Raw genomic sequence first — 14185 nt, 5'->3', positions numbered from 1 at the left:
AACCCCTGTTCCCGCGGGGGGGCGCCTCCGGCGCCGCTCCCCGCCGCGCCGATTTCGCCCGCGACCCGACGGGCGGGGGGTGATGCCTCACCCGATTCCGCCGAAGCGGGCGGCGGCGCCTCCGCGTTCATCGGCGTCTGTATCGTTTGTTCTTGTTGTCCGTTAATGCGAACAGTTATTTGTATTTTTGCGTCGAAAGAATCGATTTTCTTGGTTTTTTGGCGTCACCGGGCAATGGTTGTTGTTGGCAACGTGCGCTTATGCTAACGTTGTTTCGAGGAGTGCGTTTAGCCGCAGGCAATCAGAACCGCGGCGGGCGCAGGGCTGTGGCGGAGCGAGAATAATGGCGGCACATCAACTTGCAGCGCCGGGCGCAGCCCGGTCGTCGGCGATCGGAACATCCATGCACCAGGCGTCCGTGCTGGCGCCCGTCCACGCCGACAAGAGCTATCTGTTCGCCTATCAGCCGATCCTCGATCGGAATCGGACCGTCGTTGCCCAGGAGTTCCTCTATCGGCGCCAGCGCGAAAGCGGCGCCCAGATCGATTGCCCGACCGAAGCGACCGCGACGGTGATCATCAACGCCTTCGCGCAATACGGCACCAGCGAATTCCTCAAGCGCCGCAAGGCCTTCGTCAATGTCGGCGAAGACATGTTGCTGTCGGACATGATCACGCTGCTGCCGCGTTCGCAGGTGGTCATCGAACTGCTCGAAACCAGCCCGATCAGCCGGGAGCTGGTCGATCGCTGCCACAAGCTCAAGGCCATGGGCTTTTCGTTTGCCCTCGACGATTTCGTCGGTGTCGACTACTACGAACCGCTGCTCGACGTCGTCGATATCGTCAAGGTCGATCTGCTGCAGATGGCGCCCGAGCAACTGGCGGCGACGGTGCGCCGCCTGAAGCGCTGGCCGGTGCAACTGCTGGCCGAGAAGGTGGAAACCGTTGACGATTTCGAGCGCTGCAAGGCGCTCGGTTTCGATCTGTTCCAGGGTTACCACTTTGCCCGGCCGGCGCCGGTCGTCGGCAAGCGGGCCGATCCGGCCAAGCTGGCGGTGCTCGACCTGCTCGGCAAAATCAACCGGGATCTCGACGATCAGCAGCTCGAAAAGGCCTTCAAGGAAAACGTCGGGCTTTACCTGAACCTGTTGCGGCTGGTGAATTCGGCCGCGTTTGCTTCGCAAGCCAAGATCACCTCGATCCGCCACGCCATCACCATCCTCGGGCGTCGCCAGCTGACCCGCTGGTTGCAGCTGCTGCTGTTTACGCTGGAGGACAAGGGTGAGCATCCTTCGGCGCTGTTCGAGGCGGCGGCTCGGCGCGGGCGTTTCATGGAACTGCTGATGGAAGGCCTGGCCGGTTTCGCTTCGTGCAAGAAGGACCAGGCCTACATGGCCGGGGTGCTGTCGATGGCCGATGCCTTGCTGCTCGAGCCGATGGACAAGCTGGTCGCCAAGCTCTGCCTGGCCGACGAGGTGAGTTTGGCGCTGACCGACCGGCAAGGCCTGCTCGGCAAGCTGCTGCAGCTTTGCTGCGCCCTCGAGACCGCCGATTTCGACGCCGTCGACGACCTGGCGCTGCAGCTGCGCGTCGCCCCCGACGACGTCACGAAAGCCCAGGACCAGGCGCTGGCCTGGGTCTGCCAGCTGGGCTACGCGGCAACCGGCTAGCGGCCGGCCGCTTTCGCATCCTCCGGCTTCAGGCACACGTACTGCGTCGTGCATTTCTCCAGCGAGCAGCTGCGCTCGCTCTGCACCGCGATGCGCTGGCTGCCGCTGCACAACTGGTCGGCCCGGGCCTTAGCGCGGCGGCTGCCGTCGTCGGAGAACGGGTGCTCGACGAGGTAGAACGAGGCGTTCAGCCAGCGCTCGCCGGACTGGTAGCTGATGACGTCGATGTCGCTGTCCGGCACGAGGCCGGCGCAGCCGGTCAGGGCCAGCGCGAACAGCGCCGCGCAGGCGGCGGTCGATGGGCGGAGGGGCATGGCGGGAGTCCTTTGCGGGTGCGTGGCGGCGGCTTCAGCCGCGCGTGCCGTTCCTGATCCGGCGCCCCTGCTCGACCAGCTTCCAGATCAGCGGCGTCAGGATCAGCTGCATCGCCAGCGGCATCTTGCCGCCGGGAACGACGATGGTGTTGGCGCGCGACATGAACGCGCCGTCGATCATCGCCAGCAGGTACGGGAAATCGACGCCGCGCGGGTTGGCGAAGCGGATGACGACGAAGGATTCGTCCTGCGTCGGGATGTCGCGGGCGATGAACGGGTTCGAGGTGTCGACCACCGGCACGCGCTGGAAGTTGATGTGCGTGCGCGAGAACTGCGGCGCCATGTAGTGCACGTAGTCGTGCATCCGGCGCAGGATCGTGGTGGTCACCGCCTCGCGCGAATAGCCGCGCAGGTTCATGTCGCGGTGCAGCTTCTGGATCCACTCCAGGTTGATGATCGGGACCACGCCGATGAGCAGGTCGGGGTGCCGGGCGACGTCGGCGGTGTCGGTCTGCACGGCGCCGTGCAGGCCCTCGTAGAGCAGCAGGTCGGTGTCTTCCGGGATGTCCTGGAAGGCCGAGAAGCCGCCGATCTCGCCGCCGAACCGGGCGGCCTCGACCTCGTCGTGGATGTAGTGGCAGTAACGGCCGCGGCCGGTCTCGGCGTAGCCCTTGAACAGCGCCTCCAGCCCTTCGAAGTCGTTGCCCTCGGGGCCGAAGTGCGTCGGCGCCGGGCGCCCGTCGCGGTCGGCGGCGGCGGTCTGGCGGACCATCTCGGCGCGCGTGTAGCGGTGGAAGCTGTCGCCCTCGACGAAGACGGCGTGCACGTTCTCGCGCCAGAAGATCTGCTCGAAGGTCTGCGAGACCGTGGTCGTGCCGGCGCCGGAGGAGCCGGTGACGGCGATGATTGGGTGGCGGGCGGACATCAGGTGCCGTGGTACGAGGTGACCAGTTCGACCTCGTTCTTCGAGCCGAGGATCACCGGTACGCGCATGTGCAGGCCGTTCGGCTGCACCTCGAGGATGCGCTGGCGGCCGGTGCTGGCGGCGCCGCCGGCCTGCTCGACGATGAAGCTCATCGGGTTGGCCTCGTACATCAGGCGCAGCTTGCCGCCCTTGTCCTTGATCTTGGCGTCGAGCGGGTACATGAAGATGCCGCCGCGGGTCATGATGCGGTGCACGTCGGCGACCATCGAGGCCACCCAGCGCATGTTGAAGTCCTTGCCGCGCGGGCCTTCCTTGCCGGCCAGCAACTCCTCGACGTAGCGCCGCACCGGCGGCTCCCAGTGGCGCAGGTTCGACATGTTGATGGCGAATTCCTTGGTGTCTTCCGGAATCCGCAGGTGCTCCTGGGTCAGCACGAAGGAGCCCTGCTCGCGGTCGAGCGTGAAGCAGGCGACGCCGTCGCCGACGGTCAGCACCAGCAGCGTCGTCGGCCCGTAGACCGCGTAGCCGGCGGCGACCTGCTTCGTCCCCGGCTGCAGGAAGGCGGTATCCGCAGTCGGGTCGGCGCCCTCCGGGCAGCGCAGCACCGAGAAGATGGTGCCGACCGAGACGTTGATGTCGATGTTCGACGAGCCGTCGAGCGGATCGAACAGCAGCAGGTACTCGCCCTGCGGGTAGCGGTTGGGGATCGCGTGCGGCAGTTCCATTTCCTCGGAGGCCATGCCGGCCAGGTGGCCGCCCCATTCGTTGGCCTCGAGGAAGATCTCGTTCGAGATCACGTCGAGCTTCTTCTGCGCCTCGCCCTGCACGTTGTCGCTGCCGGCCTCGCCGAGCACGCCGCCCTCGCCACCAATGGCGCCCTTGCCGATGGCGACGGCGATGCTCTTGCAGGCGCGGGCGACGACTTCGATCAACAGGCGCAGGTCGGCGTTGATCTTGCCCTTTTCGCGTTGTTCTTCGATCAGGTAGCGGCTGAGGGTGCGGCGCATGGGTCTTCCTTGACTGGCGATGGCAGCGTCCGGCGCTGCGGAACCGGCATTTTAATGCAGGCGGCGCGTGCGGTCTTCCTGCCGGCGCAGCAGGAACTGCGTCGCCGCCTCCGCCGGCAGCGGGCGGCTGAGGAAGAAGCCCTGCACTTCGTCGCAGCCGTGCCGGCGCAGCATCTGCAGCTGCGCCGCCGTTTCCACGCCCTCGGCGACGACGCGCAGACCGAGGCTGTGCGCCAGCGCGATGGTCGACACGGCGATCGCCGCGTCGTTCGGGTCGCGCTCGATGTCGCGGACGAAGGAGCGGTCGATCTTCAGGTGGTCGATCGGGAACAGCTTGAGGTAGGCGAGCGAGGAATAGCCGGTGCCGAAATCGTCGATCGCCAGCGTCACGCCCATCTGCTTCAGCGCCTGCAGCACCTGGATCGCCTCCTCCGGCTTGTCCATCACCGCGCTCTCGGTGATCTCCAACTCCAGCAGCTGCGGCGGGATGCCGGTCTCGGCGAGCACCTCGCGCACGGTTAGCACCAGTTCGGCGTTGCGCAGCTGGCGTGCCGACAGGTTCACGGCGACGCGCAGCGGCGGCAGTCCGGCATCCAGCCAGCGGCGCAGCTGGCGGCAGGCCTCGCCGAGCACCCAGGCGCCGATCGGCACGATCATCCCGGTCTCCTCGGCGATGGTGATGAAGCGCGCCGGCTCGATCATGCCTTCGCCCGGGGGCTGCCAGCGCAGCAGCGCCTCGACCCCGGTCGCCCGTTCGCCGTCGGCGGCGAACTGCGGCTGGTAGTGCAGCGACAGCTCTTGGCGCGCCAGCGCCTGGCGCAGCCGCGCCTCGATCGACAGGCGCTCGCTGGCGACGCGGTTCATCTCCTCGGCGAAGAACTGGTAGTTGTTCCGGCCGAGCGCCTTGGCGTGGTACATCGCGGTGTCGGCGTTCTTCATGATCGCCTCGACCGAGAGGCCGTCGTCCGGGTACAGGCTGATGCCGATCGACGGGCTGGTGTGCAGCTCGTTGCCGTCGATGACGATCGGCGCCAGCAGCGCCGAGATGATCTTCAGCGCGACGTCGGCCGCCGCGTCGGCGTTGGCGAGGTCGGGCAGCACGATGACGAATTCGTCGCCGCCGAGGCGGGCGACCATGTCGGTCTCGCGCACCTTGTCGCGGAAGCGGCGGGCGACGTCGATCAGCAGCCGGTCGCCGACGTGGTGGCCGAGCGTGTCGTTGATCACCTTGAAGCGGTCGAGGTCGATGAACAGCACGGCGACGTGCCAGTCGCGGCGGCGGGCGTCGACCAGCGCCTGCTCCAGCCGCCGTTCCAGCGAGAAGCGGTTCGGCAGCTCGGTCAGCGCATCGTGGTGGGCGAGGAAATGGATGCGTTCCTCGGCCTGCTTGCGCTCGGTGATGTCGGCGAACATCGCCACGTAGTGCGTCAGCTGGCCGCTGGCCTGGTCGGCGACGGCGTTGATCGTCATCCACTTCGGGTAGATGTCGCCGCTCTTCTTGCGGTCCCAGATTTCCCCCGACCAGTGGCCGGTCTTCTGCAGCGCGGCCCACATCTGCCGGTAGAAGTCGCGGTCGTGGCGGCCCGAGGCGAGGATGCGCGGGTCCTCGCCGAGCACCTCGCCCGGCGCGAAGCCGGTGATCTGCGTAAACGCCTCGTTGATCGACACGATCCGGTTGTGCAGGTCGGTGATCATGATCGCCTCGGGGCTGTTGTCGAACACCTTCTCGGCGAGCAGCAGCCGTTCCTCGGCGCGCTTGCGTGCGGTCACGTCGGTGTAGATGCTGACGAAGCCGCCGCCCGGCAGCGGCGCGCCGCGTACCTCGATGACGGTGCCGTTGGGGCGGGTGCGCTCGAAGATGTGCGCCTGCGGCGTGCGCGCGCGCTCGATGATCGCCGCCGCGATCTGTTCCGGGTCGCCCGGGCCGTACTCGCCGCGGCGCGCGTTGAAGCGCACGATGTCGGCCATCGGCAGCGGCGTCCGCGCCAGCAGCTCGGGCGGGAAGTCGAGCAGGCGGCCGAATTCCTCGTTGAAGGCGATGATGTTGAGGTTGCCGTCCATCAGCGAGACCCCGCCGGGGATGTTCTCGATGATCGTGTGCATCGTCTCGTTCTTCCGGCGCAGCTCGGCCTCGCTGCGCCGGCTGTCGGTGACGTCCTGCACCGTTCCCACCGCGCGCACCGCGACGCCGTCGTCGTCGAGGACGATCTGGCCGACGTTCTGGTAGATGCGGGTGTCGCCGTCGGGCAGGCAGACGCGGTAGTCGATGCTGTACGGCGTGCCGCTGGCGACTGCGCTCAGCATCACCTGGCGCATGCCCTCGCGGTCTTCGGGGTGGATGCGCTCGAGGAAGATCGAGAACGACGGCGCCGGCAGCTCCTCGGCGGTGTAGCGGAACAGCCGGTAGGTCTCCTCCGACCACCACAGCACGTTGCTCTGCAGGTCGCGTTCCCAGCTGCCGATGCTGCCGATGCGCTGCGCCTCGACCAGGCGCTCCTTGATCACGCCCAGCTCGTGGCTGGCCGCCTGCTCGCGCTCGCGCTGCCGCGCCAGCAGCTCGCGCTGCGTCTGCCACAGGTGCAGCGTGACGCCGCCGGCGAGGATCACCAGCAGCACGCTGACGAAGATCATCAGCCCGATCCGCTCGTGCAGCGGCGCCATGATCTCGTCGCGGTTGACCTTGGCCACCAGTCCCCACGGCGTGCCGGGGACCGGCTGCGTCGCCGCGACGACGGTGATGCCGCGGTAGTCGATCCCTGCCATCACGCGCTTCTCGCCGCGCGCGGCATAGGTCGCCGGCAGCGTTTCCTCGTCCAGCGAGCGGGCCAGCTTCAAGGCCGCCCCCGGCCGGTGGCGCAGTTCGTTGAGGAACAGCACCTCGTTGCCGCGCCGCTCGACCAGCAGGAACTCGCCCGAGTCGCTGGCCACCGGCCACGACTGGATCATCGGGAAAAGCAGCACCTTCGGGTCGACGCGCAGCAGCACGAAGCCGATCAGCCGGCGCGGGCTGGCGGCGAACACCGGCGCATGCACGTCGAGGTGCTGGCGGCCGTCGGGCGCCGCGTGCAGGTCGCCGAACACCGGCGAGCCGATGCCGGCGGCGGTGTCGAGCAGGCCGGGGTCGGGGGCGACGTGCATGCCGGCGGCAGTGGCGAACAGCGGCTTGCCGGCGACGTCGAGCAGCGCCGCCTCGCGGTAGTCGTAGTGGCGCAGCACCGCTTCCAGCCATTCGCCGGCTTCGCGCCGTTCGCGTGCGCTGAAGCCGCGTTCCTGCCAGCGCGCGAAGGCGGCAGCGAAGGACGGGTTGTCGCGGAAGATCGCCGCGTCGCCGAGGCGCTCGCGCCGCCAGTCGCCGATCTGCTGCACCTTGAGGTCGGCGATCGCCTGCAGCTGCGCGCGCGCCTGCTTCAGCGTGGCCTCGGCCTCGGCGCGGAAGAAGAAGGTGTTGGCGGCGGCGATGCCGACCAGCAGGACCGAGAAGACGGCCAGCAGCAGCCCGCGGAGATTGGGTTCGCGTGAGGAAGGCATGATCGGCGGCATTCGTCTCGCGGGGCGCCTCGGGCAGCGGGATTTTTCCTGATCCTAGCCCAGTGCCGCCGCGGCGTCAGCAATTCCCGTCAGCGGCTGCCGGCCCGCAGCCAGCCCTTCCAGGCCGCGAACACGGTCGGATCGAGGGCGGCGACCACCGGCCGCTGCCAGACCTCGGCGGCGTCGAAGTCGTCCTCGGCCAGCGTGCACACCTGGCCGCCGGCCTCGCGCAGGATCAGGCTGCCGGCGGCGTAGTCCCACAGCATCTGGCCGCCGTGCAGGTAGAGGTCGAGGCGACCGGCGGCGAGGTTGCACCATTCCAGCGTCGAGCAGCCGAAGTTGCGCTGCGAGTAGTAGGGCGGATCGACCGCGATGCGGTCGGCGAGGTCCTTCGGGATGCGCTTGAAGTCGACGTCGGCGACCGCGCGGGCGAGGTCGGTGGTGACCCGGCGCAGCGGCAGGCGGCGCCCGTTCAGGTAGGCGCCGTGCCCCTCGCGGGCGTAGAACATCTCGTCGGTGATCGGGTTGTAGGTCACCGCCAGCCGCGTCCGGCCTTCCTTCAGCCAGGCCAGCGACACCGCGAACCAGGGGATGCCGTTGATGAAGTTGGTGGTGCCGTCGATCGGATCGATGCACCACAGGCCGTCGCCGCCGCGTTGCCAGCCGTCGCGCTGCTCGGCACGCGTCATCTCCTCGCCGATGATCGGGCTGTCGTGGATCTGCGGCAGGTGCGCGGCGAGGTAGTGCTGCGCGGCAAGGTCGGCCTCCGAGAACAGCGAGCCGTCGTCCTTCAGCGCATGGCGCGCGCGCAGGAAGCGCGGGATCACCTCCTGCTGCGCGACCTCGCGCACGAGCACGATCGCCGCGTCCTGCATCCGCTTCAGTTGGGCGCTCATCGGCATCGTGTCGGAGTCCTTCGCGACGCGCCGGCCGCAGCCGGCGGGGGAAGCGCGCTCATGCCTTCCATTTCAGCGAGCAGCCGATGCTCGCCGTCTGCGCCTGTGGGCCGCGCCCGCTCTCGGCGACCGCACGCATCGCCTCGAACAGCTCGCGCCGCGCGTCGGCGCGCGCCGGGCCGCGGCCGGTGTCGTCGAGGCGGCCGCGGTACTGCAGCTCGAGCGCCGCGTTGAAGCCGAAGAAGTCCGGTGTGCACACCGCGCCGTAGGCGCGGGCCACCGCCTGCGACTCGTCGTGGAGGTAGGGGAAGGTGAACGCGTGCTGTTCGGCGAAGCGCGCCATCTCCGGGAAGGCGTCGGCCGGGTAGGCCGTCGCGTCGTTGCTGGAGATGGCGACGACGCCGACACCGAGGCGCTGCAGCTCGGCGGCGTCGCGCACCAGGCGGTCGATCACTGCCTGCACGTAGGGGCAATGGTTGCAGATGAAGGCCACCAATAGGCCGTTCGTGCCGCGGCAGCCGGCCAGCGTGTGGCGCTTTCCGTCGGTGCCGGGCAGGTCGAAGTCGGGGGCCGGCCAGCCGAAATCGCACACCGGGGGATTCAGGGCAACCATGTCGAAATCCTGATTTGACGCCGTTTCCAAGGGGATATGCCTATAATAACACGATGAATTCTCCCCGCTTTTTCTGCCCGGACGCGCTGGCGCCGGGGGCCATGCTGGCCCTGCCCGACAATGCCGCCCGGCATGCGGCGCGGGTGCTGCGGCTGGCGCCGGGGGCGGCGGTGACGCTGTTCGACGGCCGCGGCGGCGAGTACGCCGCGCGCATCGCGGCGGTGAGGAAGGACGCGGTGGAGGCGGAAGTGCTCGCCTTCCGCGAGCGCGACTGCGAGTCGCCGCTGTCGATCCGCCTGGTGCAGGCGCTGCAGGCCGGCGACAGGATGGACCTGACGGTGCAGAAGGCGGTCGAGCTCGGCGTCGCCGCGATCCAGCCGGTGGCCAGCCGGCGCAGCGTCGTCCGTCTCGACGGCGAGCGCGCGTTGCGCCGCGTCGAGCACTGGCGCGGCGTCGCCGCGTCGGCCTGCGAGCAGTGCGGGCGCAACCGCGTGCCCGAGGTCGCGGCGATCGAGCCGCTCGAGCGCTGGCTGGCGCGGCCGGCGACGGCGCCGCTGCGGCTGATGCTGTCGCCGGTTGCCGAACTGACGCTGCAGGCGCTGCCGCCGGCGCGCTCGCTGGAGCTCTTGATCGGCGCCGAGGGCGGGCTCGATCCGCGCGAGGCGGAGATGGCGGCCGCCGCCGGCTTCGTCGGCGTCCGCCTCGGGCCGCGCGTGCTGCGCACCGAGACCGCCGGCCTGGCGGCGCTGGCGGCGATCCAGACGCTGTGGGGGGATTTCCGGGGAGGGGGCGACGATGTTCGAATCGGCTGAGCTGGGGCACAGGATCGACCGCAAGACCTTCCAGAAGGAGGTGCCGAAGCTGCGCGCCGAGCTGCTCGACGTGCAGTACGACCTGCTCGAGAAGCGCGACTTCCCGGTGATCATCCTGGTTAGCGGCGTCGACGGCAGCGGCAAGAGCGAGACGATCAACCTGCTCTATGCCTGGATGGACCCGCGCCACATCTCGACGCTGGCCTTCTCCGCGCCGACCGACGAGGAGCGCGAGCGCCCGTTCATGTGGCGCTATTGGCGCGCGCTGCCGGCCAAGGGCAAGATCGGCGTCTTCGCCGGCTCCTGGTACTCGCAGCCGATCGCCGACCGCATCAGCAGGAAGATGAAACGCGCCGAGCTCGAGGAGACGCTCGACGAGATCAACCGCTTCGAGGCGATGCTGGTCAATGAAGGCGCGCTGGTGCTGAAGTTCTGGTTCCACCTCTCCGAGGCGGGGCAGAAGACGCGGCTGAAGGCGCTCGAGAAGGACCCGCGCACCGCCTGGCGGGTGACCAAGGCGAGCTGGGACCGGCTGAAGACCTACGACGCGTTGCAGGACGTCGCCGGCCACGTGCTGCGCGTGACCAACACCGCGCACGCGCCGTGGACGATCATCGAGGGCACCGACGACAACTACCGCTCGCTGACCGTCGGCCACATCGTCCGCGATGCGATCCGCGCACGCCTGACGCAATCCGGCAAGACGAGCGTGCCGGTGGCGCCGCCGATCGTGCCGGCGATCGACTGCCGGACCGTGCTTTCCGAACTCGACCTGACGCAGAAGCTGGCGAAGAAGGATTACGAGCGCGAGCTGGCGAAGTGGCAGGGCCGGCTGTCGCAGCTGACGCGCGACCCGCGCTTCGCGGACCGGCACTCGCTGATCGTTGCCTTCGAGGGCTCGGACGCCGCCGGCAAGGGCGGCGCGATCCGCCGCGTCGTCGCCGCGATGGACGCCCGCCAGTACCAGATCGTGCCGGTCGCCGCGCCGACCGACGAGGAGCGCGCGCAGCCCTACCTGTGGCGCTTCTGGCGGCACGTGCCGCGGCGCGGGCGGACGACGATCTTCGACCGCTCGTGGTACGGCCGCGTGCTGGTCGAGCGCGTCGAGGGCTTCTGCGACGAGGACGACTGGCTGCGCGCCTACGCCGAGATCAACGACTTCGAGCACGCGCTGGTGCAGTCCGGCGCGATCGTCGTCAAGTTCTGGCTGCAGGTGAGCAAGGACGAGCAGCTGCGCCGCTTCCAGGAGCGCCAGGACACCGAGTTCAAGCGCTTCAAGATCACCGAGGAAGACTGGCGCAACCGCGAGAAATGGGACGCCTACGCGCAGGCCGTCTGCGACATGGTGGACCGCACCTCGACCGGCCGTTCGCCGTGGACGCTGGTCGAGGCCAACGACAAGAACCACGCCCGGGTGAAGGTGCTGCGCACGCTCTGCGAGCGCCTCGAACAAGTTCTGGAGGGAAGATGAGCCAGTCGCACGCCAAGGTTTCCAACGCCGCGCCCGGCAAGGGCGAGCACAGCCGCAGCGCGGCGCATATCGAGGGTTTCGTCGCCTGGTTCCGCTCGGTCGCGCCCTACGTCAACCTGTTCCGCGGCAAGACCTTCGTCATCGCCTTCGGCGGCAAGGCGATCCTCGGGCCGCTGGCGTGGACGCTGGCCTACGACGTCAACCTGCTGGCCGCGCTCGGCATCCGCCTGGTGCTGGTGCACGGCGCGCGCCCGCAGATCGAGGAGGAGCTGCGCGAGAAGGGGCTGGAATCGAAGTACCACGGCCGCTACCGGATCACCGACGCGGCCGCGCTCGACTGCGTGATCGACGCCGTCGGCAGCGTCTACCTCGAACTCGAGGCGCTGCTGTCGCAGGGCCTGCCCGACACGCCGATGGCCAACAGCACGATCCGCGTGATCGGCGGCAACTTCATCACCGCCCGCCCGGTCGGCGTCATCGACGGCGTCGACATGCAGTACGCCGGCGCCGTGCGCAAGGTCGACGCCGAGGGCATCCGCGCCCAGCTCGGGCTGGGCAACCTGGTGCTGCTGTCGTGCATGGGCACCAGCCCGACCGGCGAGAGCTTCAACCTGGCGATGGAGGAGGTGGCCGAGGCGACCGCGGTGGCGATCGGCGCCGACAAGCTGATCTTCCTCTCCGACAGCCGCGGCGCCACCGACATCGACGGCACGCTGCTCGACGAGCTGACCGCGGATGCCGCCGAGCGCCTGACGCGCATCGGCGACTGGCTGTCGGCCGACTTGAAGCGCTACCTGCCCTGCGCGGTGCGCGCCAGCCGCGCCGGCGTCGGCCGCGTGCACGTGATCGGCTACGCCGAGGACGGCACGTTGTTGAAGGAGCTGTTCTCGCGCGAAGGGGTCGGCACGGTGATCACCCGCGAGTCGCTGGACAAGCTGCGCGATGCGCGGCCGGACGACATCGGCGGCCTGATCGCGCTGATCGAGCCGCTCGAGGAGGACGGCACGCTGGTCCGCCGCGAGCGCGACCTGCTCGAGCGCGAGATCAGCCGCTTCTCGGTGGTCGAGCACGACGGCGTGATCGTCGGCTGTGCCGCGCTCTACCCGTACGGCGAGGGCCAGGCCGAGCTGGCCTGCCTCGCCGTGCACCCGCAGTACCGCCGCTGGGGCCACGGCGAGCAGCTGATGAAGCGCATCGAGGCGCGCGCGCGCGCCGCCGGCGTCAAGCAGCTGTTCGTGCTGACCACGGTCACCGCGCACTGGTTCATCGAGCGCGGCTTTGCCGAGAAGACGGTGGACGAGCTGCCCGACGAGAAGCGCCTGGTCTACAACCTGCAGCGCCGCTCCAAGGTGCTGATGAAGCCGCTGTGAGGCGCGCCGCGGCGGCGGCTGCGGCCGCCGCTGGGCTATAATCGCGCATCCCCAGGCGACCCGCCTGCCCAACCCGCAATACTCCGGAGCACATCCATGGCACGTACCGTCAACTGCATCAAGCTCGGCCGCGAGGCCGAAGGTCTCGATTTCCCGCCGATGCCCGGCGAGCTCGGCAAGCGCCTGTTCGAGAACGTCTCGAAGGAAGCCTGGCAGCAGTGGATCCGCATGCAGACGATGATCATCAACGAGAACCGCCTCAACCTGGCCGATGCGGCGCATCGCAAGTACCTCAGCGAGCAGGTCGAGAAGCACTTCTTCGGCGACGGCGCCGACCGTGTGCAGGGCTACGTGCCGCCGGCGCGCTGATCGCCCGCCTCAGGAAAAACACAACGGCCCGCCGGGAAACCCGCGGGCCGTTTGCTTTGGCGCCGCGGCTATCGCCGGCGCGCAGGCCGGGCGGCGGTTCCTCGTCCTTGCTTGCCTTTCAATCCAATAGACGTTAGATTGTTTCCATGAAGACCGAATCCGCCAAATCCTCCCTCTACGAGCAGGTCGCGCGCATCGGCAAGGCGCTCTCCAGCCCGAAGCGCCTGGAATTCCTCGAACTGCTGGCGCAGGGCGAGAAGACCGTCGAGGCCCTGGCGGCCGGCGCCGGCGTCGATATGCGGCTGGCCAGCGCCCACCTCAAGGCCCTGCGCGAGGCCCGGCTGGTGGATACCCGACGGGACGGCAAATATATCCACTACCGCCTGAGCGGCGCCGACGTCGCACGGCTTTGGGTCGGGCTGCGGGAGACCGCTGCCGAGCATCTGCTCGAACTGCGCGTCGCCCTCGCCGGGATCGCCGGCGATCCCGGCAGCCTCTGCGCCGAAACGCGCGACAGCCTGCTGCGCAAGGCGGCAAGCGGCGAGATCGTCGTCATCGACGTCCGTCCGTCCGACGAATACGCCGCCGGCCACCTGCCGCATGCCCGATCGCTGCCGCTGGCCGAGCTGGAAAAGCGGCTGGCCGACCTGCCCGCCGACGGGCGCGAGATCGTCGCTTACTGCCGCGGGCCGTTCTGCCTGATGTCCGACGAGGCGGTCAGGCTGCTGCGCGCGCACGGCTTTGTCGCGCGCAAGATCAGCGACGGCGTCAGCGAGTGGGCGGCGTGCGGGCTGCCGCTCGCGACTACCGCCGGCTGACGGCGTCGCGCCGCCAGGATTTCGGTTAACCGGAGGGACGCCATGCAAACCCTGTTCATCCTCAACGATGCTCCGTACGGAAGCGAGCGCAGCTACAACGCGCTGCGCCTGGCGCGGGCCCTCGCCCAGCGCGACGGCGAGACGGTGCGCGTGTTTCTGATCGGGGACGCGGTGGCTTGCGCCAAGGCCGGGCAGAAGGTACCGGCCGGCTATTACAACGCCGGCGACATGGTGCGCCTGGCCGGCGGCGAGGTCGGCCTCTGCGGCACCTGCCTGGACGCGCGCGGCATCGCCGACACCGACCTCGTCGCCGGCGCTCGCCGCAGCACGCTGGCCGAACTCGCGGCATGGACCGCGGCGGCCGACAAGGTGCTGGTCTTCTAAGGGCCGCCG

At 69.1% G+C, this 14185-nt stretch carries 13 protein-coding genes; 7 read left to right on the top strand and 6 right to left on the bottom strand.

What is annotated here, in order from left to right; all coding sequences use genetic code 11:
- Nucleotides 1–403 precede the first annotated feature (403 nt).
- Nucleotides 404–1669: an EAL and HDOD domain-containing protein gene (locus IWH25_RS00225; RefSeq protein ID WP_203387355.1), complete on the top strand. Its 1266-nt coding sequence runs from the start codon at nucleotides 404–406 to the stop codon at nucleotides 1667–1669.
- Here the strand turns inward: IWH25_RS00225 and IWH25_RS00220 are convergent.
- The 6 genes from IWH25_RS00220 to IWH25_RS00195 all read right to left on the bottom strand — a co-directional run bounded on the left by IWH25_RS00220 (nucleotide 1666) and on the right by IWH25_RS00195 (nucleotide 8952).
- Complete coding sequence (locus IWH25_RS00220) at nucleotides 1666–1983, bottom strand: hypothetical protein (protein ID WP_203387354.1); 318 nt, start codon at nucleotides 1981–1983, stop codon at nucleotides 1666–1668. The two genes, IWH25_RS00225 and IWH25_RS00220, sit on opposite strands and share 4 nt — an antisense overlap.
- A 34-nt stretch (nucleotides 1984–2017) precedes the next feature.
- Nucleotides 2018–2908, bottom strand: a complete 891-nt coding sequence (locus IWH25_RS00215; RefSeq protein WP_203387353.1) for a phosphoribulokinase — start codon at nucleotides 2906–2908, stop codon at nucleotides 2018–2020.
- Nucleotides 2908–3915 carry a class 1 fructose-bisphosphatase gene (locus IWH25_RS00210; protein WP_203387352.1) on the bottom strand — a complete coding sequence of 336 codons (1008 nt, stop codon included), beginning with the start codon at nucleotides 3913–3915 and terminating at the stop codon, nucleotides 2908–2910. The genes IWH25_RS00215 and IWH25_RS00210 overlap by 1 nt, the downstream gene beginning before the upstream one ends.
- Nucleotides 3916–3966: 51 nt before the next feature.
- The gene (locus IWH25_RS00205) at nucleotides 3967–7443 is read right to left on the bottom strand and encodes a bifunctional diguanylate cyclase/phosphodiesterase (protein ID WP_203387351.1); all 3477 of its coding nucleotides are present in this window, start codon (nucleotides 7441–7443) and stop codon (nucleotides 3967–3969) included.
- A gap of 89 nt (nucleotides 7444–7532) precedes the next feature.
- Nucleotides 7533–8345 (bottom strand): inositol monophosphatase family protein, encoded by an 813-nt coding sequence (locus IWH25_RS00200; RefSeq protein ID WP_376990152.1) that lies wholly within the window; start codon nucleotides 8343–8345, stop codon nucleotides 7533–7535.
- A gap of 52 nt (nucleotides 8346–8397) precedes the next feature.
- Entirely contained in the window at nucleotides 8398–8952 is a 555-nt protein-coding gene (locus IWH25_RS00195; RefSeq protein WP_203387349.1) for a thioredoxin family protein, read from the bottom strand.
- 53 nt (nucleotides 8953–9005) lie between these two features.
- Between IWH25_RS00195 and IWH25_RS00190 the strand changes: the two genes are divergently transcribed.
- The 6 genes from IWH25_RS00190 to IWH25_RS00165 all read left to right on the top strand — a co-directional run bounded on the left by IWH25_RS00190 (nucleotide 9006) and on the right by IWH25_RS00165 (nucleotide 14176).
- On the top strand, nucleotides 9006–9764 hold the full coding sequence (locus IWH25_RS00190) for a 16S rRNA (uracil(1498)-N(3))-methyltransferase (RefSeq protein WP_203387348.1): 759 nt from the start codon (nucleotides 9006–9008) through the stop codon (nucleotides 9762–9764).
- Nucleotides 9748–11235 (top strand): polyphosphate:AMP phosphotransferase, encoded by a 1488-nt coding sequence (pap, locus tag IWH25_RS00185; RefSeq protein ID WP_203387347.1) that lies wholly within the window; start codon nucleotides 9748–9750, stop codon nucleotides 11233–11235. The genes IWH25_RS00190 and pap overlap by 17 nt, the downstream gene beginning before the upstream one ends.
- The gene (gene argA / locus IWH25_RS00180) at nucleotides 11232–12605 is read left to right on the top strand and encodes an amino-acid N-acetyltransferase (protein ID WP_203387346.1); all 1374 of its coding nucleotides are present in this window, start codon (nucleotides 11232–11234) and stop codon (nucleotides 12603–12605) included. Before pap ends, argA begins: the two co-directional genes overlap by 4 nt.
- A 96-nt stretch (nucleotides 12606–12701) precedes the next feature.
- A complete protein-coding gene (locus IWH25_RS00175) occupies nucleotides 12702–12974 on the top strand; it encodes an oxidative damage protection protein (RefSeq protein WP_203387345.1) in 273 nt (90 codons plus the stop codon).
- Between the two features lie 146 nt (nucleotides 12975–13120).
- A complete protein-coding gene (locus IWH25_RS00170) occupies nucleotides 13121–13792 on the top strand; it encodes an ArsR/SmtB family transcription factor (protein WP_238998964.1) in 672 nt (223 codons plus the stop codon).
- Nucleotides 13793–13834: 42 nt separating this feature from the next.
- Nucleotides 13835–14176, top strand: a complete 342-nt coding sequence (locus IWH25_RS00165; protein WP_203387344.1) for a DsrE/DsrF/TusD sulfur relay family protein — start codon at nucleotides 13835–13837, stop codon at nucleotides 14174–14176.
- The last annotated feature ends 9 nt before the right edge of the window (nucleotides 14177–14185 follow it).

It is taken from the genome of Azospira restricta (assembly GCF_016858125.1).
In the GTDB taxonomy this organism is placed as follows: Bacteria; Pseudomonadota; Gammaproteobacteria; order Burkholderiales; family Rhodocyclaceae; genus Proximibacter; species Proximibacter restrictus.
Note: the sequence above shows the minus strand (reverse complement) of the source record. Positions and strands in the feature narration are given on the sequence as shown.

Excerpts from the sequence above, each read along its gene's own strand:
- IWH25_RS00225 (WP_203387355.1), top strand. The coding sequence starts at position 404 with ATGCACCAGGCGTCCGTGCTGGCGCCCGTCCACGCCGACAAGAGCTAT.
- IWH25_RS00220 (WP_203387354.1), bottom strand. The coding sequence starts at position 1,983 with ATGCCCCTCCGCCCATCGACCGCCGCCTGCGCGGCGCTGTTCGCGCTG.
- IWH25_RS00215 (WP_203387353.1), bottom strand. The coding sequence starts at position 2,908 with ATGTCCGCCCGCCACCCAATCATCGCCGTCACCGGCTCCTCCGGCGCC.
- IWH25_RS00210 (WP_203387352.1), bottom strand. The coding sequence starts at position 3,915 with ATGCGCCGCACCCTCAGCCGCTACCTGATCGAAGAACAACGCGAAAAG.
- IWH25_RS00205 (WP_203387351.1), bottom strand. The coding sequence starts at position 7,443 with ATGCCTTCCTCACGCGAACCCAATCTCCGCGGGCTGCTGCTGGCCGTC.
- IWH25_RS00200 (WP_376990152.1), bottom strand. The coding sequence starts at position 8,345 with ATGCCGATGAGCGCCCAACTGAAGCGGATGCAGGACGCGGCGATCGTG.
- IWH25_RS00195 (WP_203387349.1), bottom strand. The coding sequence starts at position 8,952 with ATGGTTGCCCTGAATCCCCCGGTGTGCGATTTCGGCTGGCCGGCCCCC.
- IWH25_RS00190 (WP_203387348.1), top strand. The coding sequence starts at position 9,006 with ATGAATTCTCCCCGCTTTTTCTGCCCGGACGCGCTGGCGCCGGGGGCC.
- pap (WP_203387347.1), top strand. The coding sequence starts at position 9,748 with ATGTTCGAATCGGCTGAGCTGGGGCACAGGATCGACCGCAAGACCTTC.
- argA (WP_203387346.1), top strand. The coding sequence starts at position 11,232 with ATGAGCCAGTCGCACGCCAAGGTTTCCAACGCCGCGCCCGGCAAGGGC.
- IWH25_RS00175 (WP_203387345.1), top strand. The coding sequence starts at position 12,702 with ATGGCACGTACCGTCAACTGCATCAAGCTCGGCCGCGAGGCCGAAGGT.
- IWH25_RS00170 (WP_238998964.1), top strand. The coding sequence starts at position 13,121 with ATGAAGACCGAATCCGCCAAATCCTCCCTCTACGAGCAGGTCGCGCGC.
- IWH25_RS00165 (WP_203387344.1), top strand. The coding sequence starts at position 13,835 with ATGCAAACCCTGTTCATCCTCAACGATGCTCCGTACGGAAGCGAGCGC.